This is a genomic window from Pseudomonas sp. BTN1, from assembly GCF_001907715.1.
Lineage (GTDB): Bacteria > Pseudomonadota > Gammaproteobacteria > Pseudomonadales > Pseudomonadaceae > Aquipseudomonas > Aquipseudomonas paracarnis.
On sequence record NZ_MPBM01000025.1, the window covers coordinates 18,598 to 42,905 of the forward strand.

A 24,308-nucleotide genomic window follows, 5' to 3' on the forward strand; every position below is an offset into this window, starting at 1 on the left:
GAACCGCATCATGAACCACGACGTCATCATCACCTGCGCACTCACCGGTGCTGGCGACACGACCGCCAGAAGCCCCCACGTGCCGGTCACACCCAAACAAATCGCCGCCGCTGCCGTGGAGGCCGCCAAGGCCGGCGCCACGGTCGTGCATTGCCACGTACGCGACCCCGAGACCGGCAAGTTCAGTCGCGACGTCGCGCTGTACCGCGAAGTGATGGAGCGCATCCGCGAGGCCGACATCGACATCATCGTCAACCTCACCGCCGGCATGGGTGGCGACCTGGAGATCGGTGGCGGCGAGAATCCCATGGAGTTCGGGCCCAATACCGACCTGGTCGGCCCGCTGACCCGCCTGGCCCATGTTGAAGAACTGCTGCCGGAAATCTGCACCCTGGACTGCGGCACGCTGAACTTCGGCGATGGCGACACCATTTACGTGTCCACCCCGGCGCAACTGCGGGCTGGCGCCAGCCGTATCCAGGAATTGGGCGTAAAGGCTGAGCTGGAAATTTTCGATACCGGCCACCTGTGGTTCGCCAAGCAGATGATCAAGGAAGGACTGCTGGATAACCCGCTGTTCCAACTGTGCCTGGGCATTCCCTGGGGCGCACCGGCCGACACCACCACCATGAAAGCCATGGTCGACAACCTGCCCGCCGACGCGGTGTGGGCAGGGTTCGGGATTGGTCGCATGCAAATGCCAATGGCCGCACAAGCGGTGCTGTTGGGGGGCAACGTACGGGTGGGCCTGGAGGATAACCTGTGGCTGGACAAGGGCGTGCTCGCCACCAATGGCCAACTGGTGGAACGCGCCAGTGAAATTCTCAGCCGGTTGGGCGCACGGGTCCTGACCCCAGCCGAAGGCCGCATCAAGATGGGCCTGACCCCACGCGGCTAACACAGACACCACACAACCCTGTGGGAGCAAGCCCGGCTCCCACAAGGAATTACCAAACTTTTCAGGAATGTCGCCATGCGCTTTATCACCGAAATCAAAACCTTTGCTGCGTTGGGCAGCGGTGTCATCGGCAGCGGCTGGGTATCCCGTGCTCTTGCCCATGGCCTGGATGTAGTGGCCTGGGACCCCGCCCCCGGTGCCGAGGCGGCCTTGCGTAAACGCGTCGCCAACGCCTGGGGCGCCCTTGAACAACAGGGCCTGGCGCCCGGCGCCTCCCAGGACCGCCTGCGCTTTGTCGCTACCATCGAAGACTGCGTAAAAGACGCCGACTTCATCCAGGAAAGCGCTCCCGAACGCCTGGAGTTGAAGCTGCAATTGCACAGCCAGATCAGCGCCGCGGCCAAGCCGAATGCCTTGATTGGTTCGAGCACCTCCGGGCTGTTGCCCAGCGAGTTCTATGAGGGCTCTACCCACCCGGAACGCTGCGTGGTCGGCCACCCCTTTAACCCGGTCTACCTGTTGCCGTTGGTAGAGGTAGTGGGCGGTAAAAACACCGCGCCAGAGGCGATCCAGGCAGCAATCAGCGTGTATGAATCCCTCGGCATGCGCCCGCTGCATGTACGCAAGGAAGTGCCTGGGTTTATTGCTGACCGCCTGCTGGAAGCGCTGTGGCGAGAGGCGCTGCACCTGGTCAATGACGGGGTGGCGACCACCGGCGAAATCGACGATGCCATTCGTTTTGGTGCCGGGTTGCGCTGGTCGTTCATGGGCACCTTCCTCACTTACACGCTGGCGGGTGGCGATGCCGGCATGCGCCACTTCATGGCCCAGTTCGGCCCGGCGTTGCAGCTGCCGTGGACTTATCTACCGGCGCCTGAATTGACTGAAAAGCTGATTGATGATGTGGTCGATGGCACCGCTGAGCAGTTGGGTAACCGCAGCATCTCGGCGCTGGAGCGCTATCGTGATGACTGCCTGCTGGCGGTGCTGGAAGCCGTAAAAACAACCAAGGCCAAGCACGGCATGAGCTTCGCCGAATAACCCTGTGGGAGCTGGCTTGCCTGCGATGGCGGTGGCCTCACCCTTGCTATCGCAGGCAAGCCAGCTCCCACATTTGACCGCATACCAAATTGGATTCATGCCATGCCCGCACTGACCACCTACACCACCAAAATCCTGCCCGACTGGGTTGACTACAACGGCCATCTGCGTGACGCGTTCTACCTGCTGATCTTCAGCTACGCCACCGATGCGCTGATGAACACCCTGGGGCTGGACAGCGAAAACCGCGAAGCCAGCGGCCACTCGCTGTTCACCCTAGAGTTGCACCTGAACTATCTGCATGAGGTAAAGCTCGGCGCCGAGGTTGAGGTGCATACCCAACTGATCGCCCACGACGCCAAGCGCCTGCACCTCTATCACAGCCTGCACCTTGTGGGCGAAGAGCGCGAGTTGGCGGGTAACGAACAGATGCTGCTGCATGTCGATCTGGCCGGGCCGCAGTCGGCGCCGTTTGCCGGCGCGACCCTGGAAAAACTCATCGCTCTCAGCCAGGCACACGCCGATCTACCCCGGCCAGCCCTACTCGGCCGGGTGATCGGGCTGCCCGCGCAAAAAAAAGCCCCGATCCAGCCGTGACGGGATCGGGGCAGAGTGCTTTGTGTGAGCCGTGCATTTCGAGGGTGACCAAACCTTCAAGCTGCGTGCCTGGGTTCAGTGTGCCCGTTACGGGCCGGGTCAAGCACCTCGAAAACGACCTGTTCATAGCCATCCGAGCCATCGGTGGATTGTGCCCTTGCCGCCAGTCCTGGGGCCTACCAGAATCCAAGTCATTCCCGCTCCCTACACCAGGATGACCGTCATGATGCACGCGGATTTGATTGACCAGGATGACCTGCTGAGCCAACTGCGCTCACTGGGTTTTGAAGCGTCCAGCGGCGCTACCGCCGAGCAGGCTTGCGAATGTGCGGTGCGCGGGTTGAGCGAAGCGCGGGCCAAGGCGCTCAAGGGCATGGTGGAACAGATGTACAGCGGCAGCGCGACGATTTTGCCGGCGGTGAGGCAGGCGATCGACAAGCAGTTGCTGCCGGCGCTGATGCAGTTCAAACAAAGCTCTGGCGCCTGAAATACCGCTATCGCAGGCAAGCCAGCTGCCACAGGGGAACGCATTCCAAGGTGGGAGCTGGCTTGCCTGCGATGCAGACGGCTCGGTCTAGAGCCTTACACTGGCAAAGGTCGACTCATTGCGCGCCTGGCTCAACGCCGACATCGGCCCCGACAACGGTGACAACACCAGTGCCGGCGGAATCGGCATCATCGCCACTTGCTGGGTGGTGTTGGAGCCTACGCGTTCATCCCGTGGCGGAATGCCGAAGTATTCGCGGTAGCACTTGGAAAAGTGCGGCGTGGACACAAACCCGCACACCGAGGCGACTTCGATGATCGACATGGGGGTCTGCTTGAGCAGTTGCCGTGCACGAATCAGGCGCAGCTTGAGGTAATAACGCGACGGCGAGCAGTGCAGGTATTTCTGGAACAGCCGCTCCAACTGCCGGCGCGACACGGCGACATACACCGCCAGTTCGTCCAGGTCGATCGGCTCTTCGAGGTTGGCTTCCATCAGCGCGACGATTTCTTGCAGCTTCGGCTGGTTGGTGCCAAGCATGTGCTTGAGCGGCACACGCTGGTGATCCTGTTCGTTGCGGATGCGTTCGTACACGAACATCTCGGAGATGGCGGCCGACAATTCACGGCCGTGGTCGCGGCTGATCAGGTGCAACATCATGTCCAGGGGCGCGGTGCCACCGGAGCTGGTGAAGCGGTTGCGATCGAGGGTGAACAGACGCGTGCTCATGGCCACCCGCGGGAAGGCTTCCTGCATCGACGCCAGGCATTCCCAGTGCACGCTGCAATCAAAGCCATCGAGCAAGCCGGCGCAGGCCAGGGCCCAGCTGCCGGTGCACACCGCGCCAAGGCGACGAGACTGGCGTGCCTGGCTTTGCAGCCACGACACATGTTCACGGGTGACGGTGCGCTGGATACCGACGCCGCCGCACACGATGACCGTGTCCAGGACGGGAGCTTTGTGCATGGAGGCATCGGGTGTGATTTGCAGGCCATCACTGGCCCACACCTGGTTGCCGTCGACACTCAGGGTTGTCCAGCGATACAGCTCGCGGCCGGACAGCTGGTTGGCCATGCGCAGTGGCTCCACGGCTGACGCCAGGGAAATCAGCGTGAAATTGTCCAGCAGCAAAAAGCCGATGGATTGAGGCGCACGGTTCTGGGGTTGGGCCCCGGAGTTGGTCGACGTCATCGCGGTATCTCCTCACATCACACAAAGCGGGTGGTGGCCTCAGGCGAGGCTCTTGTTATTGCACTCGTCCTGGAAAGGCGAGGCTTTGAAATTGATAGAGCAAATGCCATGCCTAAAATTGAATGGCTATTCAAGAACTCCTGAAAACGACCTGTTTATGCGTCTATATGAGCCCACGCGTGAAGTGCGAGATATGACGCATAACGGGCGAGGTTCAAGGGGTGTGAGCAGATCGGTAGCACTTGTGGGAAGGCGCTTTGCGGGCGTAGGAGAAGTCTGTCACCCAAAGCACATCAGGCGTGTGATCGTGGAGGAATTCGTTCGGAAGCTACTTATCTATTTGCGACGCGCTAAAAGGTGGCGATTTTGGCTGAGGGTGTTCACTTTGTGAGCAATGGTGCTCCTCTGTTCAGCTCGTTCCCACGCTCTGCGTGGGCATGCATCCTGTGACGCTCTGCGTCACCCCTGGGACGCGGAGCGTCCGGGGCGGCATTCCCACGCGGAGCGTGGGAACGATCATGTCACTGACTCAACATTCAACCGCACTCACCGCCAACCCACCTCGCGATGTCTCTTTGTACTTGTCATGCATATCGGCCCCCGTGTCACGCATGGTGCGGATCACCCGGTCCAACGAGATGAAGTGCTGGCCATCGCCCCGCAACGCCATTTGCGCCGCATTGATCGCCTTCACCGCCGCAATTGCATTGCGCTCGATACACGGCACTTGCACCAGGCCGCCCACCGGGTCGCAGGTCAGGCCGAGGTTATGTTCCAGGCCGATTTCGGCGGCGTTGCACAGTTGCTCCGGCGTGGCGCCGAGGATTTCAGCCAACCCGGCTGCTGCCATGGCGCACGCGGAACCGACCTCGCCCTGGCAACCGACTTCGGCACCGGAAATCGAGGCGTTCTTTTTACACAGGATGCCCACCGCCGCCGCGCCCAGCAGGTAGTCGACCACGTTGGCTTCGGTGACTTCTTCGCTGAACTTCATAAAGTAGTGCAGCACCGCCGGGATGATTCCCGCCGCGCCGTTGGTGGGCGCCGTGACCATGCGCCCACCGGCGGCGTTTTCTTCGTTGACCGCCAGGGCGAACAGGTTGACCCATTCCATGGCGCTCAAGGTCGAGCCGATCACATTGGGCTTGTTCAGCTCCTGCAAGCTGCGGTGTAACTTGGCAGCGCGACGGCGCACGTTCAAGCCGCCGGGCAGGATACCTTCGTGCTTGAGGCCCTGCTCCACGCAATCTTGCATGGCGCGCCAGAGTTTCATCAGGCCGCTGCGGATTTCTTCTTCGCTGCGCCAGGTTTTTTCATTCGCCAGCATCAGTTCGGCAACGCGCAGGTTGTGGGTCTTGCACAGCTGCAACAGCTCCACGGCACTGGAAAAATCATAGGGCAGCTCGGTACGGTCCATGTCCGCCACACCGCTTTGGGCCTGGGCTTCATCCACCACGAAACCGCCACCCACCGAGTAATAGGTGTCGCGGTGCAGCTCGCCGTTTTCGCCAAACACCACCAGGGTCATGGCGTTGGGATGGAACGGCAGGTTTTCGTCGAGCAAGCGCATGTCCCGCGCCCACACAAAGGGCACCGGCAAACGCCCGTCCAGCAGCAGCGTGTCGGTTTCGCGCAGGGTGTGAATGCGGGCGCCGATTTGCGTGGGGTCGATTGCGTCTGGCCATTCGCCCATCAGGCCCATGATGGTGGCGGTGTCGCTGCCGTGGCCGATGCCGGTGGCCGACAGCGAGCCGTACAGTTGCACTTCGACACGCTGCACCTGTTCCAGCCACCCACGCTCACGCAACCCTTGAACGAACAACGCCGCGGCGCGCATGGGCCCCACGGTGTGCGAACTCGAAGGCCCGATGCCGATCTTGAACAGGTCGAAAACGCTGATAGCCATTAACGTGAAACTCCTCGATAAGCACGGGCCGGGCTTGAACGAGGTGCTACGCTCAGATCGCCCAGATGGCGGCATCATCAAGCTTTTATTCGTCATCACGGCGTCTCACACCGACGCACTCATGCTCACCAGCGGCGCTCGCGTGCGAACGCCAGTTTTGGCCGTTTTTTGCGGTGCAGACGGGTAAAAACAGCAGTTTTACCTTAGGAAAAACCTGTAAGCGACGTCATCGGTACTGGATGCGACCCTCCCTGTACTGGATACGACGCCCCCTGTAGGCGTCAGATTTTCACTGGTACATGATCAGTCTCGACTCGTTTGCAAGGCACCGCGCCAGAGCTGTTGTCGCACGCTCCAACCGCAACACTTATAAAGCGCGGCGAATGCCGCCAGAAAAGACACAGGAGTCTACCCACATGAAAGGTTCACCCTCGTTGTTGTTGGCCGCCATGCTGAGTCTGCCAGTCGTGGCATACGCCGCAGAACCGGAACAGTGCAAGACCGTCAACTTCTCCGATGTCGGCTGGACCGACATCACCGTCACCACCGCGACCACCAGCGAGATCCTCAAGGGCCTGGGCTACAAGCCGCGCACCACGATGATTTCGGTACCTGTGACTTACAAGTCCCTGGCCGACGGCAAGAACATGGACATTTTCCTCGGCAACTGGATGCCGACCATGGAAAACGACATCAAGCAGTACCGTGATGCCGGCACCGTGGAAACCGTGCGCGCCAACCTGGAGAACGCCAAGTACACCCTGGCGGTCCCAGAGGCGCTGTATGAGAAGGGCCTGAAAGACTTCGCCGACATCGCCAAATTCAAGGATGAGCTGGGCGGCAAGATCTACGGCATCGAGCCGGGCAACGATGGCAACCGCACCATCCAGACACTGATCGACAAAGATGCCTTCGGCCTGAAAACCGCCGGCTTCAAGGTGGTCGAATCCAGCGAAGCCGGCATGCTCTCCCAGGTTGAACGCGCTTCCAAGCGCAACCAGGCCATCGTGTTCCTCGGCTGGGAACCGCACCCGATGAACACCCGCTTCAAGATGAAGTACCTGACCGGTGGTGACGACTCGTTCGGCCCCAATTACGGCCAGGCCACCATCTACACCAACACCCGCAAAGGCTACACCCAGGAATGCAGCAACGTCGGCCAGTTGCTGAAAAACCTGGTGTTCACCCTCGACATGGAAAGCACCCTGATGGGGAACGTCCTGGACGACAAGATGAAGGCCGACGCTGCCGCCAAGGCCTGGTTGCAGAAGAACCCGCAAGTGCTCGACACCTGGCTCGCCGGTGTCACCACCGTTGATGGCAAACCAGGGCTCGATGCCGTTAAAGCTTACCTCGCCAAATAGCACCCGCTGACCCCAGGCCGGTGCGCTGGCCTGGGATGTTTTCCCCTTCGCATGTGGACATTCACTACCATGCTGACTGAACAGAAAATCCCACTAGGCCAGTACATCGCTGCCTTCGTCGACTGGTTGACCCAACACGGTGCCAACTACTTCGACGCAATCGCATCGACACTGGAAACGATGATCCACGGCGTGACGTTTGCGCTGACCTGGTTCAATCCACTGGCATTGATCGGTCTGATTGCGCTGCTGGCTCACTTTATTCAACGTAAATGGGGACTGACTGTTTTTGTCATCGCCTCCTTCCTGCTGATCCTCAACCTGGGGTACTGGCAGGAAACCATGGAAACCCTCGCACAGGTGCTGTTCGCCACCCTGGTCTGCGTGGTCATCGGTGTGCCGCTGGGCATTGTTGCCGCGCATAAACCAATGTTCTACACCATGATGCGGCCGGTACTCGATCTGATGCAGACCGTGCCGACCTTCGTCTACCTCATCCCTACCCTGACCCTCTTCGGGCTGGGTGTGGTGCCTGGGTTGATTTCCACGGTGGTGTTCGCGATTGCCGCGCCGATCCGCCTGACCTACCTGGGTATCCGCGACGTCCCGCAAGAATTGATGGACGCCGGCAAGGCCTTTGGCTGCTCGCGCCGCCAGTTGCTCTCGCGCATTGAACTGCCCCACGCCATGCCGAGCATCGCCGCCGGCATTACCCAATGCATCATGCTGTCGTTGTCGATGGTGGTGATCGCAGCCCTGGTAGGCGCCGACGGCCTCGGCAAGCCGGTGGTCAACGCACTCAACACCGCCGATATTGCCCTGGGCTTTGAAGCGGGCCTGGCCATTGTGTTGCTCGCCATCATGCTCGACCGTATCTGCAAACAACCCGACGCTAAAGTAGGGGGTGATGCATGAGCATTATCCGATTCGACAAAGTCGACGTGATCTTTTCCAAAGACCCACGCGAAGCGCTCAAGCTGCTGGACCAGGGCATGAGCCGTAACGAAATTCTGAAGAAGACCGGGCAGATCGTCGGCGTCGAGAACGCCAGCCTGGATATCGAGAAAGGCGAGATCTGTGTGCTGATGGGCCTCTCGGGCTCAGGCAAATCCAGTTTGCTGCGCTGCATCAACGGCCTCAATACCGTCAGCCGTGGCCAGCTGTTTGTGGAGCATGAAGGGCGTCAGATCGACATCGCCTCCTGCACCCCCGCCGAGCTGAAAATGATGCGCACCAAACGCATCGCCATGGTGTTCCAGAAGTTCGCCCTGATGCCTTGGTTGACGGTGCGCGAGAACATCAGCTTCGGCCTGGAAATGCAGGGCCGACCGGAGAAAGAACGGCGCACGCTGGTGGACGAGAAACTCGAACTGGTGGGCCTGAGCCAATGGCGCAACAAGAAGCCCGACGAGTTGTCCGGCGGCATGCAGCAGCGCGTCGGCCTGGCCCGCGCCCTGGCGATGGACGCCGATATCCTGCTGATGGACGAACCCTTCTCGGCCCTCGACCCGCTGATCCGCCAAGGCTTGCAAGATGAACTGCTGGAACTGCAACGCAAGTTGAGCAAGACCATCGTGTTCGTCAGCCACGACCTGGATGAAGCGCTGAAACTGGGCAGCCGTATCGCGATCATGAAAGACGGCAAGATCATCCAGTACAGCGTGCCGGAAGAAATCGTACTGAACCCGGCGGACGACTATGTGCGCACCTTCGTCGCGCATACCAACCCGCTGAACGTGCTGTGCGGACGTAGCCTGATGCGCACGCTGGACAACTGCAAGCGCGTGAACGGTTCGGTGTGTCTTGATCCGGGTGGCGACTCCTGGCTGGACCTGGCCGAAGGCAACACCATCCAGGGCGCACGCCAGAATGGCGTGGCGATGAACCTGCAAAACTGGGCGCCAGGGCAGGCCGTGGAAGGCTTGGGCCGCGTACCGACGCTGGTGGACTCGAACATCGGTATGCGCGATGCACTGCAGATTCGCTACCAGACAGGCAACAAGCTGGTGCTGCACGACAACAACAAGGTGGTGGGGATACTGGGGGACAGTGAGCTCTACCATGCCCTGCTGGGCAAGAACCTGGGTTGACTGCTAAAGGAATGCGGACAATGTGGGAGCTGGCTTGCCTGCGATAGCTATGTTGGATTCACCCTTGCTATCGCAGGCAAGCCAGCTCCCACATTCGACCGCATTCAATGCTTGCAACAGCGGCGCCAGTGAGGGCGCCGCCAGCTCAACTATCAGCTATAGACCCGGCCAAGGAGCTGCCGATGGCTTTCAAACTGATCGAGCACATCCCGGGTGATCTGTTCCTGGGTGAAGCCCATCAGGTCATACTCCTGCGGCCCGTTGTGCAGGTACACCTCGGCACGGTAGTAACGGGTGCGCTCTTCTTCAGGCAGGTCAGCCGGCGCCGCCGAGTAGCCATCCAGGCTCACTTCGTAGACAAACGGGTTACCCTCGTCCATCTCGATCCGCACGCCGATGCAGCGTTTGGATTTGCCCAGCAGGGTCTGCACTTCCAGGCCCTGATCACGCAACGCACTCGCGGCCTCTTCCAACGCCGGCGTTACGTGCTTGTCCATAAAGCGCTGCACGGTGGCCTGGCTCGGTTGCAGGTCCAGGGCGCTCAAGCGCTCGCTGAAACCACGACGCCCGCGTTCAGCCAATTGCGCCTGCTCCTGTTCGATGGCCACGTCCTGGCGCATGGCCTTGTGCAAACCGAACATAAAGAACACCAGCACCACCGAGAACGGCAGCCCCGCCAGCACCACCATGGTTTGCATGGCTTCGAAGTTACCGGCAAACAGCAGACCGATGGTCACCAGGGTGATCACCGCCGACCAGAAGATACGCAACCAGTGCGGCGCATCTTCATCCACGTTGCCGCCCTTGCAGGACAGGTTGGCCATCATCACCGCGCCGGAATCCGCCGGGGTCAGGAACAGCACAAAGCCCACGAAGATCGACACGCCGATCACCACTTTCGACGCCGGGTAATGCTCAAGCAGTTGGTAGATGGCCATGGACGGTTGTTCCAGCGCCGTCTTGCCCAACTCCACCGCCCCGTGGTTCAGCACCAGGTCCAGGGCCGAGTTGCCGAAGATCGACAGCCACGCCAGGGTAAAGCCCAGCGGAATCAGCAATACGCCAGCCACCAGTTCGCGCACGGTGCGACCACGGGAAATACGCGCGATGAACATGCCCACAAATGGCGCCCAGGAAATCCACCAGGCCCAGTAGAACAGAGTCCACAGACCCATCCAGCGTTCAGTCTTGGCACCGTCGCCTTCGTACACATACAGGTCGAAGGTTTTCAGCACGATACCGTTGAGGTAATCACCGGTGTTCTGCACCAGGCCATTGAGCAGGTGCAAGGTAGGGCCGAACAACAGCACGAAGATCAGCAAACCGCTGAACAGCACGATGTTGAGGTTGGACAGGCGGCGAATACCGTTTTCCACACCCGACACGGCGGCGATGGTCGCCACGGTGCTCATCACGATGATCACGATCAGCAAATTGGTATTGCTGTGCTCCATGCCGAACAGGTTTTCCAGCCCCGACGACACTTGCATCGAGCCGATCCCCAGGTTGGTCACCAGCCCCAGCAGGGTCACGAACATGCCGAAACCGTCTACCGCGTGGCCGGCCGCGCCCTTCACCCAACGCTCGCCCACCAGCGGGTACAGCGCCGAACGCAGTGCCAGCGGTTGGTTGTGACGGTACGCAAAGTACGCCACGGCCAGGCCGACCAGCGCATAGATCGCCCAGCCGTGCAGGCCCCAGTGCAGGAAGGTCAGTTGCAGCGCCTGGCGTGCCGCGCCATTGCTGGCGGCAGCGCCTTCGGGCGGGTTGAAGTAGTGGTCCAACGGCTCGGACGCACCGAAATACAACAGCGAGATGCCGATACCGGACGAGAACAACATGCCGGCCCAGGCGCCATAGCTGAAGTCTGGGGTATCGTCCTTCGCACCCAGCTTAAGTTTCCCATAGGACGAAAACGCCAGGCCGACCACAAACACCAGGTAGGCGGCGATGACCACCATGTAGTACCAGCCAAAGCTTTTCGACAGCCAGGCCTGTGCGACACCGAGCAGGCGCCCGGCCTCCTGCGGGGCGACGATCAGAATGGCGGTCAACAACAAAATCAGCGCGGTGGAGGTGTAGAACACCCAACCGTTGACCCGGACCTTTTCCGGTGGGGTCTTTATAAGAGAGGCAGAACTCATGGCGCAGATGCTCCAGGCAGTGCGAGAGAGAAACACAAGGCAACGGTTATCCCGGGACATCGATTTTTCGGCAGTCGACGGACGGGTGTTATAAAGACACCCCAAAATTCTTGAGCCCGCCTAAGCGGTGATCAGGCTCTGAAGTGGCCTGTTTCAAGGGTTTTTGCAGGTGTCGAAGGTTGCGGCTCGCAGGTAGGAAACATCTGTAGGCAGCGACCATTTGTCGCAGATCTTATTCTTTGTTGATTGAACGTTCAATCAAAACAAAATAGACTGGCCCTCAAGCCGACGGACGTGGATCGCCCATCGGCAGGCCTAAGGAGAGGTGCTACATGCCCAAGGTCGGTATGCAACCCATACGCCGCCAGCAGTTGATCGAAGCCACGTTGACGGCCATCGATCGGGTCGGGATGGGAGATGCCAGCATTGCGCTGATCGCTCGTCTGGCCGGCGTCTCGAACGGCATCATCAGCCACTACTTTCAGGACAAGAACGGCCTGATCGCAGCGACGATGCGCTACCTGATGAATGCGTTGATCGAGAACGTGCAAGAGCGCAGGCGTGCCTTGAAGGATGACAGCCCACGGGCGCACCTTCAGGTGATCATCGAAGGCAACTTCGACGCCAGCCAGGTCAACGGCCCGGCAATGAAAACCTGGCTGGCCTTCTGGGCCACCAGCATGCACCACCCGTCATTGCACAGGTTGCAGCGGATCAACGATCAACGTCTGTATTCCAACCTGTGCTGCCAGTTCCGCCGAGTGCTGCCGCTGCCGCACGCACGCAAAGCAGCCCGAGGCCTGGCGGCCCTGATCGACGGTTTGTGGTTGCGCGGCGCCCTGTCGGGAGACGCTTTCGACACGGAGCAGGCGCAACGGATCGCTTACGAATACATGGATTTCCAATTGGCCAAGCAGGTGAGTTAGAGCACACATAACCGCTCAACCCCTGAACGTCCGCCGCTCAGTGTTGCCACACCCCCATGGCCCACTGTTCGGCGGGTAACGCCAACCACTTATGCACTTGCGAGGACTTTATGGCCCGTTTCGACCTGCAAAAACTCTACATTGACGGCGGCTACAGCGACGCTGGCAGCGATGCCACCTTCGAAGCCATCAACCCGGCTAACGGTGAAGTTCTCGCCCAAGTGCAACGCGCCACCAAAGATGACGTTGAACGTGCCGTGGTCAGCGCTGAAAAAGGCCAGAAAATCTGGGCCGCCATGACCGCCATGGAGCGTTCGCGCATCCTGCGTCGTGCCGTGGACATCCTGCGCGAGCGCAACGATGAACTGGCTGCCCTGGAAACCCTGGACACCGGTAAAGCCTTCTCCGAAACCAAGTACGTCGACATCGTCACTGGCGCTGACGTGCTGGAATACTACGCCGGCCTGGTACCTGCCATCGAAGGCGAGCAGATCCCACTGCGCGACACCTCGTTTGTCTACACCCGCCGCGAGCCATTGGGCGTGGTTGCCGGTATTGGCGCGTGGAACTACCCGATCCAGATCGCCCTGTGGAAATCCGCACCGGCCCTGGCCGCCGGTAACGCGATGATCTTCAAGCCAAGCGAAGTCACCTCGCTGACCACCCTGAAACTGGCCGAGATCTACACCGAGGCTGGCGTTCCAGCGGGCGTGTTCAACGTACTGACCGGCAGCGGCCGTGAAGTCGGCACCTGGCTGACCGAGCACCCGCGCATCGAAAAAGTCTCCTTCACCGGCGGCACCGACACCGGCAAGAAAGTCATGGCCAGCGCGTCGAGCTCCTCGCTCAAGGACGTGACCATGGAGCTGGGCGGCAAGTCCCCGCTGATCATTTTCGACGACGCCGACCTCGACCGCGCCGCCGACACCGCCATGATGGCCAACTTCTACAGCTCCGGACAGGTTTGCACCAACGGCACCCGCGTGTTCGTGCCCAAGCACCTGCAAGCCGCGTTCGAAGCCAAGATCGTCGAGCGTGTGGCGCGTATTCGCATCGGCAACCCGGAAGACGAAAACACCAACTTCGGCCCGCTGGTCAGCTTCGCCCACATGGAAAGCGTGCTGGGCTACATCGCCAAAGGCAAAGAGCAAGGCGCCCGCCTGCTGTGCGGCGGCGACCGCCTCACCGAAGGCGACTTCGCCAAAGGCGCCTTCGTGGCCCCGACCGTGTTCACCGACTGCACCGATGACATGGTGATCGTGCGTGAAGAAATCTTCGGCCCGGTGATGAGCATCCTCACCTACGAGACCGAAGAAGAAGTGATCCGCCGCGCCAACGACACCGACTTCGGCCTGGCCGCTGGCCTGGTGACCAAGGACCTGAACCGCGCCCACCGCGTGATTCATCAGTTGGAAGCCGGTATCTGCTGGATCAACGCCTGGGGCGAGTCCGACGCGAAGATGCCGGTTGGCGGCTACAAGCAGTCGGGTGTGGGCCGTGAGAACGGGATCAGCTCGCTGAACAACTTCACCCGCATCAAATCGGTACAGGTTGAATTGGGCGATTACGCCTCGGTGTTCTAACACCCGAGCCTTGTATTGCCCGTGAGGCCATCGCGGGCAAGCCCGGCTCCCACATTTGTTCTGTGTGAACCCGATCAAATGTGGGAGCTGGTTTGCCTGCGATCGAGTGCGAAGCACTCGCCAGACCTGACCACACTTCAAAGAGGGTACATTCATGTCCCAAGAATACGATTACATCATTGTGGGTGCCGGCTCTGCCGGTAACACCCTGGCGACCCGTCTGACCGAAGACGAAGGCGTCACCGTTTTGCTGCTGGAAGCCGGTGGCCCCGACTACCGGCTCGACTTCCGCACCCAGATGCCAGCCGCCCTGGCCTTCCCGCTGCAAGGCCGCCGCTACAACTGGGCCTACGAAACCGATCCAGAGCCACACATGGACGGCCGCCGGATGGAATGCGGGCGCGGCAAGGGCCTGGGTGGCTCTTCCCTGATCAACGGCATGTGCTACATCCGCGGCAACGCCATGGACTACGACAACTGGTCGAAGCTGCCGGGCCTGGAAGACTGGACCTACCTGGACTGCCTGCCGTATTTCCGCAAAGCCGAAACCCGCGACATCGGCCCCAACGATTGGCACGGTGGTGACGGCCCGGTCAGCGTGACCACGCCGAAAGCGGGCAACAACCCGCTGTTCCACGCCATGGTTGAAGCGGGCGTACAGGCCGGTTACCCACGTACCGAAGATTTGAACGGCTACCAGCAAGAAGGCTTCGGCCCGATGGACCGTACCGTCACGCCGAACGGCCGTCGCGCCAGCACCGCACGCGGTTACCTGGACACGGCTAAAAAGCGCTCGACCCTGACCATCGTCACCCATGCCCTCACCGACAAAGTACTGTTCGAAGGCAAGCGTGCAGTGGGCGTGCGTTACCTGATCGGCGCCGCCGAAGAGCGTGTTGAAGCCCGTGCGCGCAAAGAAGTGCTGGTGTGCAGCGGCGCAATCGCTTCGCCGCAACTGCTGCAACGCTCCGGTGTCGGCCCGGCCAAACTGCTGGAAAGCCTCGATATCCCGGTGGTCCACGACCTGCCGGGCGTGGGTGAAAACCTGCAGGACCACCTTGAGCTGTACCTGCAATACGCGTGCACCCAGCCAGTGTCGCTGTACCCGTCGCTGCTCTGGTACAACCAGCCGGCAATTGGTGCCGAATGGCTGTTCAACGGCACCGGCATCGGCGCCAGCAACCAGTTCGAAGCGGGCGGTTTCATTCGTACCCGCGAAGAGTTCGAGTGGCCGAACATCCAGTACCACTTCCTGCCGGTGGCGATTAACTACAACGGCAGCAACGGTGTGAAAGAGCACGGTTTCCAGGCGCACATGGGCTCCATGCGTTCGCCAAGCCGTGGCCGTATCCAGCTGAAGTCGAAGAACCCACGGGACTACCCGAGCATCCTCTTCAACTACATGGCCACCGAGCAGGACTGGCAGGAGTTCCGCGACGGCATCCGCCTGACCCGTGAAATCATGCAGCAGCCGGCACTGGATCCGTACCGTGGCCGCGAAATCAGCCCGGGTATCGAAGTGCAAACCGATGAGCAGTTGGACAAGTTCATCCGCGAGCACGCCGAGACCGCGTTCCACCCGTCCTGCTCGTGCAAGATGGGCACCGACGAGATGGCCGTAGTCGATGGCGAAGGCCGCGTACATGGTATGCAGGGCTTGCGGGTGGTCGATGCCTCGATCATGCCGATCATCACCACCGGCAACCTGAACGCGCCAACGATCATGATCGCCGAGAAAATCGCCGACAAGATCCGTGGCCGCCAGCCACTGCCGCGCAGCACTGCGGATTACTACGTGGCAGGCGATGCGCCGGTGCGTGGCAAGCCTATGCGTGAAGTAGGGCCATTGGCGCAGTAACCGAAACACCCCAGTGATTGATCGTTCCCACGCTCCGCGTGGGAACGCATCCTGTGATGCTCTGCGTCACGCCCTTCAAGAGCGGACGCAGAGCGTCCAGGGTGGCATTCCCACGCAGAGCGTGGGAACGATCACACAACAAAACCTCCCTTGATCAGCTCCCCGCCCAGGCCTACTCTGTTCGCCTGCCCGCGCCGAGCCGCCCACAAGGAAGGCCCTATGTTCGAACACCACGCCACGCTCAAGAAACACTTCGGTGCCCTGCGCACCACCGCCGAATTTTTCTCCCTGCGCTACGTGCGCGAATCCGGCCAGTACCTGTCGGTACGCAAGAACGTCGCCGAGCCGCCTCACCTGGGCCATGATGAAGGCGCCATGCTCACCGTGCGTCTCAACGGCGTGGAAGCCTACGCCGCGACCAACGATATTTCCCTTGCCGGCCTGCAAGCCGCCCTTGAGCGCGCTGAACAGCAAGCCCGGTTGATCAAGCCCCACGCCCTGCTCGACCTGCACCAGCAGCCAGTGTCCAGCGACGTCGCCGACTACCTGTCGCCCGACCTCGACCAGCCCTTCCCGTCCCTGAGCGACTGCTACCAATTGCTCGGCGATGAGTCCGCCGCCGTGCCCAAGGATGAGCGCCTGGTGAGCTGGGAAGTCAGCCTGGGGACCACGCGGGTTGAACAGATCTACCTCAACAGCGCCGGCGCCCAATTGCGTCAGGCCCAGCGCTTTGTCTTTCCGGGCCTGAGTGTGACCGCCTTCGACGGCAACGACAGCCAGACCCGTACCCTGGGCGGTACCAACTTCGGCCAGCAAGGCAGTGCCGGGGTGATCCAGCGTTTTGGCCTGGTGGGCGCCGCCCGCAAGGTGGCCGACGAAGCCGTGCAATTGCTGCTCGCACCGAATACGCCCCACGGCCCGCGTGACCTGCTGCTGATGCCCGACCAAATGATCCTGCAGATCCACGAGTCCATCGGCCATCCGCTGGAGCTGGATCGCATCCTCGGTGACGAGCGCAATTACGCCGGCACCAGTTTTGTGAAAGCCAGCGATTTCGGCCACCTGCAATATGGCTCGCCGCTGCTCAACGTCACCTTCGACCCGGACATCCCCGAACAGCTTGCCAGCTACGCTCATGACGACGACGGCACGCCTGCCAGCAAGCAATTTCTGATTCGCGAGGGCCTGCTGCTCAAGCCCTTGGGCGGGGCCTTATCGCAATTTCGCGCCAACCTGCCAGGCGTCGCCAACAGCCGCGCTTGCGGCTGGAACCGTGCACCCATCGACCGCATGGCCAACCTGAATATCGAGCCTGGGGATAAAAGCCTCGCGCAATTGGTGGGCGGCATTGAGAGCGGCATCCTGATGTCGACCAACCGCTCGTGGTCCATCGACGATGCGCGCAACAAGTTCCAGTTCGGCTGCGAGTGGGGCCAGTTGATCGAAAACGGCGAGCTCAAGGGCGTGGTGAAGAACCCCAACTACCGGGCGATTTCTGCGCAGTTCTGGCGCAAGCTCAGCGCGGTAGGCGACGCCACCACCTTCAAGGTCTTGGGCACGCCGAACTGCGGCAAGGGCGAACCCAACCAGGTGATCCGTGTCGGCCATGCGTCGCCGGCCTGTGTATTCAGCAATGTGGATGTATTTGGGGGCGATGCCTGATGAACCATTTCAAGGCACTGGTGGACTGGCTCAAGCAGGCGGTCACCGATCAAGAACACTTTCACCTCGGCTACGCGGATGAGGCGTCCGAGTTCGTGCGCTTCAACCACGCGCAGGTACGCCAGGCCGGCCAGGTACAGCAGGCCAGCCTGAACCTCAAGCTGATCAACGATGGGCGCCACGCCGACCTGGGTATCACCCTGTCCGGCGAGGCGCAGCTGGATCGCCAGCGCCTGGCCGACGGCCTGCAACAACTGCGCGAAACCTTGCCGCTGTTGCCGCCTGACCCGTACCTGCTGCTGAACCCCGACGCCTGGCACAACCATAACGAACAGCTGCGCCCGCTGCCGGAACTGGCACAAGTGCTGGACGATATCAGCCGGGCCGCCGATGGCGTGGACCTGGTTGGCTTCTACGCCGCCGGCCCGATCAGCCGCGGTTTCGCCAGCTCATCGGGGGCGTTCGGCTGGCACCGGGCTAACAGCTTCAATTTCGACTTCAGCCTGTTCCACGCCAATGGCGAAGCGGTAAAAGCCAGCTACGCCGGGCACACCTGGAACAGCGCCGAATTCGCCGCCCGTTTCCAACAGGCCCGTGAGCAACTGGCGTTTCTCGGTCGCCCGCTCCACACCCTGGCACCCGGCCAATACCGCGCCTACCTTGCGCCGGCAGCGCTGGAAGAAATCATCAGCATCATCACCTGGGGTGGTTTTTCGGCCCAGGCCATCGCGAGCAAAGGCAGTTCGTTGCAACGCCTGTACGCGGGTGATCAGTCACTGAGCCCGCTGGTGACGGTGGATGAGCAGATCAGCGGCTCCCTGAGCCAGGCGTTTTCCACTGAAGGCTACCCGCGCAAGGATGTCACCCTGATCAACGCAGGCAAGGCCGAGGGCCAGTTGATCAACTCTCGCAGCGCCGCCGAATACGGCTTGAGCACCAACGGCGCCAGCAGCGACGAGTCGCCCAGCGCCTTGCAAATGGCCGCAGGCAACCTGGCCCAGGCCGATATTCTCAAGCAGTTGGGCACAGGGCTGTATATCAGCAACCTCTGGTACCTGAACTACTCCGACCTGCCGGCAGCGCGCCTGACCGGCATGACGCGCTTTGCGACCTTCTGGGTGGAGAATGGCGAAATCAAGGCACCGGTCAGCACCATGCGCTTTGATGACAGTGTTTACAGCCTGCTTGGCTCACAGCTTGAAGCGTTGACCACTGATCGAGAACTGCTGCTGTCGCCCAGTACCTACAGCCAGCGTAATACTGCCTCCAATCTATTGCCGGGAGCCTTGATCAAGCGTTTGACCCTGACCTTATAAATCTTGCCACCCGCCCACGTGCCTGCACGTGATGCATGACCTTGCCTGGACTGGGCAAGCTGGAGTCTTGAGATGAACCATGGAAGTTTCGTCATAGAAAAACTGTTCAAGCAATACAACGTTCACGTGGAGCAACTGGGTAACGACCCACATAGAAAAACCGTACTGATGGTCAATGGCGCGTTATCCACCACGCGCTCCTTTGCCCGTACCAGCAAATGCCTGGCCGAGCACTTCAATGTGCTGCTGTTCGACTTGCCCTTCTCTGGCTTGTCACGCGAGCACAACACCGAACTCGACCTGGTCACCAAGGACGACGAGGTGCAAATCCTGCGTGCCTTGGTGGATCGCTTTGAGGTCAACCATCTAGTCTCGGCCTCCTGGGGCGGCATCTCCACGCTGTTGACCCTGGCGCATAACCCGCCCTCCATCGAAAGCTCGGTGGTGATGGCCCTGGCGCCCAACCTCAACCAGGCGATGCTGGAATATGTCGAGCGCGTGCGTGTGCTGATCGAGGCCGATGACAAGTCGGCGGTCGGCCATCTGCTCAACGAAACGGTTGGCAAATACCTGTCGCCGCGCCTCAAGCGCAACAACCATCGGCACCTGTCGACCATGGCCACCACCGAGTACCGCCAGGCGCGCTTTCATATCCATCAAGTGTTGGCCTTGGGTGATGGCAATTACCTGCCGGCGCTCAAGCAGATTGAAACACCGGTGCACTTTCTCAACGGCGCACTGGACGAATACACGCCGGCTGACGAGGCCCAGCTGTTCAAACACTACGTAGGCCGCAGCAGCTTTGCGGTGGCCGAACACACCGGCCATCTGCTCGACCTGGAGTCCCGCGAATCCGCGCTGGCAGTGCATCGGGCGTTGCTGGATTTCCTGGTGGGCGAACATGTGACATTGTCAGCTATAGACGAACCGCCAGTGGGAAAAGGCGCGACGGATGGCGCATAATCGCCGACACATAGCCTGCTAATTAAAAGGGATCCCATGCCGAATCGTGCCCCTCTCGATGCCAAGACTGCCCGCTGGCTCCCCTGGGTGGTAGCGATTGCCTTCTTCATGCAGTCGCTGGACGGGACGATTCTCAACACCGCGCTGCCGGCCATGGCGCAGGACCTCGCGGAAAACCCGCTGCGCATGCAAGGGGTGGTGATCGCCTACATGCTCACCGTTGCCTTGCTGATTCCGGCATCGGGCTGGATCGCTGACCGCTTTGGCACCAAGAAGATTTTCTTTGGCGCGATCATGCTGTTCAGCATCGGGTCGCTGCTGTGTGCGCTGTCCAGTAGCTTGAGCATGCTGGTGGGCGCACGGGTGATCCAGGGCCTGGGCGGTGCGCTGATGCTGCCGGTCGGGCGGCTGGTGGTACTGCGCGCTTATCCGCGCTCCGAGCTGGTGCGGATCATGGGCTTCATCACTATTCCAGGCCTGCTCGGCCCCTTGCTTGGCCCGACAATGGGCGGCTGGATGGTGCAATACCTGACCTGGCACTGGATCTTCCTGATCAACCTGCCGGTGGGCATGATCGGCTGCTACGCCGTGTGGAAATTCATCCCCGACCTGCGCGGCAGTGAGCGCACGCGCTTCGACGGCCTTGGCTTCCTGCTGTTCGGCGCAGCGATGGTGTTGATCACTATCGCCATGGAGGGCCTGGGCGAACTGCACCTGCCGCACCTGCGCGTGATATTGCTGCTGTTCGGCGGGTTCGCCTGCCTGGCGGCGTACTGGCTGCGCGCCGGGCATATCGATAACCCGCTGTTCTCGCCGGTGCTGTTCAAGACGCGCACCTTTGCCGTGGGGATTCTGGGCAATCTGTTTGCGCGCCTGGGCAGCGGCGCCTTGCCGTTCCTGGTGCCGCTGCTGTTACAAGTGGCGCTGGGCTATTCGCCGTCGGAAGCCGGCATGAGCATGTTGCCGCTGGCGGCGGCGGCGATGTTCGCCAAGTCCATCGCGCGCCCTCTTATCGAGCGCCTCGGCTACCGCATCGTCCTGACCGGCAACACCCTGGCCCTGGGCCTGATGCTGGCGAGCATGGGCCTGGTCAGCGAGCACACGCCCTACCCGCTGCTGTTGGCCATGCTGGCGGTACTGGGGGCAATCAACTCCCTGCAATTTACCGCGATGAACACTGTCACCCTGATCGACCTCGACGACGCCCAGGCCAGCAGCGGCAACAGCTTGCTGTCGGTGGTGGCGCAATTGTCCCTGAGCCTGGGCGTGGCCTGTGCCGGTGCATTGCTCGGCGGCTTTACCGCCGAAGCCGGTAATGACGGGGTCAATACAGTGCTGGGCGCCTTCCAACTGACCTTCCTCACTGTGGGCATCATGGCGATGCTGGCGGCGGCGATCTTCCTGCAACTGTCGCCTAAAGACGGCAAACGGGTGGTCAGCCGCGAGCACGATATCGAGCACTGACGGGCGTCTCGTCGAGAACTTGCGAGGAAAATCCCACGAGACTGGTACACTGCGCGACATTTTGTTTTGCAGAGCCAGTCCCGTGACTACCATCGCCACCGCTTTTAATACTTTGCCCCTGTCCGCCGCCATGCTGGCTAACCTCGACTCGCTGGGTTACGTCGAGATGACGCAGATCCAGGCGCAAAGCTTGCCGGTGATCCTCAAAGGGCTGGACCTGATTGCCCAGGCCAAGACCGGCAGCGGCAAGACCGCTGCATTCGGCATCGGCTTGTTGAACCCGATCAACCCGCGCTACTTCGGTTGCCAGGCGCTGGTGATGTGCCCGACCCGTGAGCTGGCCGACCAGGTCGCCAAGGAAATCCGCCGCCTGGCCCGTGCCGAAGACAACATCAAGGTACTCACCCTGTGCGGCGGCGTGTCTCTCGGCCCGCAGATTGCCTCCCTGGAGCATGGCGCCCACGTTATCGTCGGCACCCCGGGACGCATCCAGCAACACCTGCGTAAAGGTTCGCTGGTGCTGGACGGCTTGAACACCCTGATCCTCGACGAAGCCGACCGCATGCTCGACATGGGCTTCTACGACGCCATCGAAGACATCATCAGCAAGACCCCACCACGCCGCCAGACCCTGCTGTTCTCGGCCACCTACCCGGTGAGCATCAAGCAACTGGCCTCCAAGTTCATGCGTGCGCCTCAGCAAGTGAAAGCCGAAGCGTTCCACTCCGACGACCAGATCGAACAACGCTTCTACGAGATCTCCCCGGAAGAGCGCATGGACGCCGTGACCAAGGTGCTGGCGCACTTCCGCCCGGCCTCCTGCGTGGCGTTCTGCTTTACCAAGCAGCAAGTGCAGGAAACCGTCGACCACCTGACGTCCAAGGGCATTTCCGCTGTTGGCCTGCATGGTGACCTGGAACAGCGCGACCGTGACCAGGTATTGGCGATGTTCGCCAACCGCAGCACCTCGGTGCTGGTGGCCACCGACGTCGCCGCTCGAGGCCTGGACATCGACGCCCTGGACATGGTGATCAACGTCGAACTGGCCCGCGACTCGGAAATTCACATCCACCGTGTAGGCCGTACCGGCCGTGCCGGTGAGACCGGCATCGCCATCAGCCTGGTGGCGCCGTCCGAAGCCCACCGCGCCCAGGCCATCGAGCAACTGCAGAAGTCGCCGCTGAACTGGGACCAACTGGACAACCTCAAGCCGCAAAGCGGTGGCCCGCTGTTGCCGCAGATGAGCACCCTGTGCATCGCTGCCGGGCGTAAGGACAAGGTTCGCCCAGGCGACATCCTCGGCGCATTGACCGGTGAAGCCGGCATTCCGGGTGCCCAGGTCGGCAAGATCGCTATCTTTGATTTCCAGGCCTTCGTGGCCGTGGAACGCGGCATCGCCAAGCAGGCGTTGCAGCGTTTGAATGACGGCAAGATCAAAGGCCGTTCGCTGCGCGTGCGCATTTTGTAATAACACCGAGTTCCCATTACAGGAACCGAATGAATGTGGGAGCTGGCTTGCCTGCGATAGCGACGGTGAATCCACTACCGCTATCGCAGGCAAGCCAGCTCCCACAGGGTTGATGGCATTTCAAATCAATAGTTTTGTGAGGACATGGCTGTGCGCTCGACCGAAGTTGTGATCATTGGCGCCGGCGCCGCAGGCTTGATGTGCGCGCTGACCGCCGCCGGGCGTGGGCGCAAGGTGATATTGATCGACCACGCCAACAAGGCCGGCAAGAAAATCCTGATGTCCGGTGGCGGCCGCTGCAACTTCACCAACATGTACACCGAGCCGGCCAACTTCCTCTCGTACAACGCGCACTTCTGCAAATCGGCCCTGGCCCGTTATACACAGTGGGATTTTATCGGGCTGGTGGCCAAACACGGCGTGCCGTACCACGAGAAGAAACTCGGCCAGCTGTTCTGCGACAACAAGTCCAGCGACATCCTCGGCATGCTGCTCGACGAGTGCATCCAGACCGGCGTGAGCCTGCACCTGGACACCTCCATCGAGGCAATCGCCAAGCTCGAAAGCGGCTATCAACTGCAAACCACCCTGGGTGAACTGCGCTGTGAATCCCTGGTGATCGCCACAGGCGGTTTGTCGATCCCGACGCTGGGCGCCACCGGTTTCGGTTACCAAGTGGCCAGGCAATTCGGCCATGAACTGCTGCCAACCCGCGCCGGGCTCGTGCCGTTCACCATCACCGACCAGCTCAAGGAGTTGTGCGGCGAGTTGTCCGGCACCTCGGTCGACTGCCTGGTGAGCTGCAACGGCCAGAGTTTTCGCGAGAACATCCTGTTCACCCATCGCGGCCTGAGCGGGCCGGCGATCTTGCAGATTTCCTCGTATTGGCACCCCGGCGACACGGTGGAAATCAACCTGCTGCCCGACCACGACGCCCATGCCTGGCTGCAACAGCAACAGGCCGAACACCCCAACAGCGAGTTGAAAACCCTGCTGGGCGAGATCTTCACCAAGAAGATGGCCAATCTGCTGGCCCAAAGCTGGTTCGAATCCAAGCCGATGAAGCAGTACACCCACGCTGAAATGGCCGATATCGCGCAAAAGCTGGGGAGCTGGCAACTGGTACCGGCCGGCACCGAGGGTTATCGCACTGCCGAGGTGACATTGGGCGGGGTGGATACGCGGGAAGTGTCGTCCAAGACCATGGAATCGCTGAAAAGCCCCGGCCTGTACTTTATCGGCGAAGTGCTGGATGTGACCGGCCACCTGGGCGGGTTCAATTTCCAGTGGGCCTGGGCCTCGGGTTACGCGGCCGCGCAATACGCCTGATGTGCACCTTGAGATGCAATC

General features: G+C 61.1%; 19 protein-coding genes. 16 read left to right on the forward strand and 3 right to left on the reverse strand.

The window, feature by feature from the left end; translation table 11 throughout:
- Positions 1 to 10 precede the first annotated feature (10 nt).
- The 4 genes from BMH52_RS11635 (at position 11) to BMH52_RS11650 (ending at position 3,023) form a co-directional block, all read left to right on the forward strand.
- Positions 11 to 898, forward strand: coding sequence for a 3-keto-5-aminohexanoate cleavage protein (locus tag BMH52_RS11635; protein ID WP_073843775.1), 888 nt, complete (start codon positions 11 to 13; stop codon positions 896 to 898).
- Positions 899 to 973: 75 nt separating this feature from the next.
- The gene (locus BMH52_RS11640; protein ID WP_014720254.1) at positions 974 to 1,939 is read left to right on the forward strand and encodes an L-carnitine dehydrogenase; all 966 of its coding nucleotides are present in this window, start codon (positions 974 to 976) and stop codon (positions 1,937 to 1,939) included.
- A gap of 102 nt (positions 1,940 to 2,041) precedes the next feature.
- The gene (locus BMH52_RS11645; RefSeq protein WP_073843777.1) at positions 2,042 to 2,536 is read left to right on the forward strand and encodes a thioesterase family protein; all 495 of its coding nucleotides are present in this window, start codon (positions 2,042 to 2,044) and stop codon (positions 2,534 to 2,536) included.
- Between the two features lie 223 nt (positions 2,537 to 2,759).
- Positions 2,760 to 3,023 carry a hypothetical protein gene (locus tag BMH52_RS11650; RefSeq protein ID WP_073843779.1) on the forward strand — a complete coding sequence of 88 codons (264 nt, stop codon included), beginning with the start codon at positions 2,760 to 2,762 and terminating at the stop codon, positions 3,021 to 3,023.
- Positions 3,024 to 3,110: 87 nt separating this feature from the next.
- On the opposite strand, the gene BMH52_RS11655 is transcribed toward BMH52_RS11650, so the two are convergent.
- Both BMH52_RS11655 and BMH52_RS11660 read right to left on the reverse strand, forming a co-directional pair.
- Positions 3,111 to 4,214 (reverse strand): GlxA family transcriptional regulator, encoded by a 1,104-nt coding sequence (locus tag BMH52_RS11655; RefSeq protein WP_003194907.1) that lies wholly within the window; start codon positions 4,212 to 4,214, stop codon positions 3,111 to 3,113.
- A 529-nt stretch (positions 4,215 to 4,743) separates the two neighbouring features.
- Positions 4,744 to 6,120 (reverse strand): L-serine ammonia-lyase, encoded by a 1,377-nt coding sequence (locus BMH52_RS11660; RefSeq protein WP_014720257.1) that lies wholly within the window; start codon positions 6,118 to 6,120, stop codon positions 4,744 to 4,746.
- Between the two features lie 416 nt (positions 6,121 to 6,536).
- On the opposite strand from BMH52_RS11660, the gene BMH52_RS11665 reads away from it, so the two are divergent.
- The 3 genes from BMH52_RS11665 to choV all read left to right on the forward strand — a co-directional run bounded on the left by BMH52_RS11665 (position 6,537) and on the right by choV (position 9,574).
- Positions 6,537 to 7,484 carry a choline ABC transporter substrate-binding protein gene (locus BMH52_RS11665; RefSeq protein ID WP_019817457.1) on the forward strand — a complete coding sequence of 316 codons (948 nt, stop codon included), beginning with the start codon at positions 6,537 to 6,539 and terminating at the stop codon, positions 7,482 to 7,484.
- Between the two features lie 69 nt (positions 7,485 to 7,553).
- Positions 7,554 to 8,399, forward strand: a complete 846-nt coding sequence (gene choW / locus BMH52_RS11670; protein WP_003194913.1) for a choline ABC transporter permease subunit — start codon at positions 7,554 to 7,556, stop codon at positions 8,397 to 8,399.
- Complete coding sequence (choV, locus tag BMH52_RS11675) at positions 8,396 to 9,574, forward strand: choline ABC transporter ATP-binding protein (RefSeq protein ID WP_014720259.1); 1,179 nt, start codon at positions 8,396 to 8,398, stop codon at positions 9,572 to 9,574. Before choW ends, choV begins: the two co-directional genes overlap by 4 nt.
- Positions 9,575 to 9,726: 152 nt before the next feature.
- On the opposite strand, the gene BMH52_RS11680 is transcribed toward choV, so the two are convergent.
- Positions 9,727 to 11,661, reverse strand: a complete 1,935-nt coding sequence (locus tag BMH52_RS11680; RefSeq protein WP_224796996.1) for a BCCT family transporter — start codon at positions 11,659 to 11,661, stop codon at positions 9,727 to 9,729.
- 389 nt (positions 11,662 to 12,050) lie between these two features.
- On the opposite strand from BMH52_RS11680, the gene betI reads away from it, so the two are divergent.
- The 9 genes from betI (at position 12,051) to BMH52_RS11725 (ending at position 24,287) form a co-directional block, all read left to right on the forward strand.
- Positions 12,051 to 12,644, forward strand: coding sequence for a transcriptional regulator BetI (gene betI, locus BMH52_RS11685; RefSeq protein WP_003194919.1), 594 nt, complete (start codon positions 12,051 to 12,053; stop codon positions 12,642 to 12,644).
- 110 nt (positions 12,645 to 12,754) lie between these two features.
- Entirely contained in the window at positions 12,755 to 14,227 is a 1,473-nt protein-coding gene (betB, locus tag BMH52_RS11690; protein WP_014720261.1) for a betaine-aldehyde dehydrogenase, read from the forward strand.
- Positions 14,228 to 14,381: 154 nt separating this feature from the next.
- On the forward strand, positions 14,382 to 16,085 hold the full coding sequence (gene betA, locus BMH52_RS11695) for a choline dehydrogenase (protein ID WP_073843781.1): 1,704 nt from the start codon (positions 14,382 to 14,384) through the stop codon (positions 16,083 to 16,085).
- Between the two features lie 219 nt (positions 16,086 to 16,304).
- Positions 16,305 to 17,747, forward strand: coding sequence for a TldD/PmbA family protein (locus BMH52_RS11700; protein WP_073843783.1), 1,443 nt, complete (start codon positions 16,305 to 16,307; stop codon positions 17,745 to 17,747).
- Positions 17,747 to 19,063: a TldD/PmbA family protein gene (locus BMH52_RS11705; RefSeq protein WP_032902299.1), complete on the forward strand. Its 1,317-nt coding sequence runs from the start codon at positions 17,747 to 17,749 to the stop codon at positions 19,061 to 19,063. The genes BMH52_RS11700 and BMH52_RS11705 overlap by 1 nt, the downstream gene beginning before the upstream one ends.
- Positions 19,064 to 19,135: 72 nt before the next feature.
- The gene (locus BMH52_RS11710) at positions 19,136 to 20,026 is read left to right on the forward strand and encodes an alpha/beta fold hydrolase (RefSeq protein ID WP_014720265.1); all 891 of its coding nucleotides are present in this window, start codon (positions 19,136 to 19,138) and stop codon (positions 20,024 to 20,026) included.
- Positions 20,027 to 20,062: 36 nt separating this feature from the next.
- Positions 20,063 to 21,490, forward strand: a complete 1,428-nt coding sequence (mdtD, locus tag BMH52_RS11715; protein WP_073843785.1) for a multidrug transporter subunit MdtD — start codon at positions 20,063 to 20,065, stop codon at positions 21,488 to 21,490.
- A 130-nt stretch (positions 21,491 to 21,620) separates the two neighbouring features.
- Positions 21,621 to 22,958: an ATP-dependent RNA helicase DbpA gene (dbpA, locus tag BMH52_RS11720; protein ID WP_229999345.1), complete on the forward strand. Its 1,338-nt coding sequence runs from the start codon at positions 21,621 to 21,623 to the stop codon at positions 22,956 to 22,958.
- Between the two features lie 150 nt (positions 22,959 to 23,108).
- On the forward strand, positions 23,109 to 24,287 hold the full coding sequence (locus tag BMH52_RS11725; protein ID WP_060766964.1) for an NAD(P)/FAD-dependent oxidoreductase: 1,179 nt from the start codon (positions 23,109 to 23,111) through the stop codon (positions 24,285 to 24,287).
- Positions 24,288 to 24,308 lie beyond the last annotated feature (21 nt).

Coding starts and splice junctions, on each gene's coding strand:
- BMH52_RS11655 (WP_003194907.1), bottom strand. CDS start 4,214: ATGACGTCGACCAACTCCGGGGCCCAACCCCAGAACCGTGCGCCTCAA.
- mdtD (WP_073843785.1), top strand. CDS start 20,063: ATGCCGAATCGTGCCCCTCTCGATGCCAAGACTGCCCGCTGGCTCCCC.
- betI (WP_003194919.1), top strand. CDS start 12,051: ATGCCCAAGGTCGGTATGCAACCCATACGCCGCCAGCAGTTGATCGAA.
- BMH52_RS11650 (WP_073843779.1), top strand. CDS start 2,760: ATGATGCACGCGGATTTGATTGACCAGGATGACCTGCTGAGCCAACTG.
- dbpA (WP_229999345.1), top strand. CDS start 21,621: ATGCTGGCTAACCTCGACTCGCTGGGTTACGTCGAGATGACGCAGATC.
- BMH52_RS11635 (WP_073843775.1), top strand. CDS start 11: ATGAACCACGACGTCATCATCACCTGCGCACTCACCGGTGCTGGCGAC.
- BMH52_RS11700 (WP_073843783.1), top strand. CDS start 16,305: ATGTTCGAACACCACGCCACGCTCAAGAAACACTTCGGTGCCCTGCGC.
- BMH52_RS11665 (WP_019817457.1), top strand. CDS start 6,537: ATGAAAGGTTCACCCTCGTTGTTGTTGGCCGCCATGCTGAGTCTGCCA.
- BMH52_RS11640 (WP_014720254.1), top strand. CDS start 974: ATGCGCTTTATCACCGAAATCAAAACCTTTGCTGCGTTGGGCAGCGGT.
- betB (WP_014720261.1), top strand. CDS start 12,755: ATGGCCCGTTTCGACCTGCAAAAACTCTACATTGACGGCGGCTACAGC.
- BMH52_RS11710 (WP_014720265.1), top strand. CDS start 19,136: ATGAACCATGGAAGTTTCGTCATAGAAAAACTGTTCAAGCAATACAAC.
- choV (WP_014720259.1), top strand. CDS start 8,396: ATGAGCATTATCCGATTCGACAAAGTCGACGTGATCTTTTCCAAAGAC.
- choW (WP_003194913.1), top strand. CDS start 7,554: ATGCTGACTGAACAGAAAATCCCACTAGGCCAGTACATCGCTGCCTTC.
- BMH52_RS11645 (WP_073843777.1), top strand. CDS start 2,042: ATGCCCGCACTGACCACCTACACCACCAAAATCCTGCCCGACTGGGTT.
- BMH52_RS11660 (WP_014720257.1), bottom strand. CDS start 6,120: ATGGCTATCAGCGTTTTCGACCTGTTCAAGATCGGCATCGGGCCTTCG.
- betA (WP_073843781.1), top strand. CDS start 14,382: ATGTCCCAAGAATACGATTACATCATTGTGGGTGCCGGCTCTGCCGGT.
- BMH52_RS11705 (WP_032902299.1), top strand. CDS start 17,747: ATGAACCATTTCAAGGCACTGGTGGACTGGCTCAAGCAGGCGGTCACC.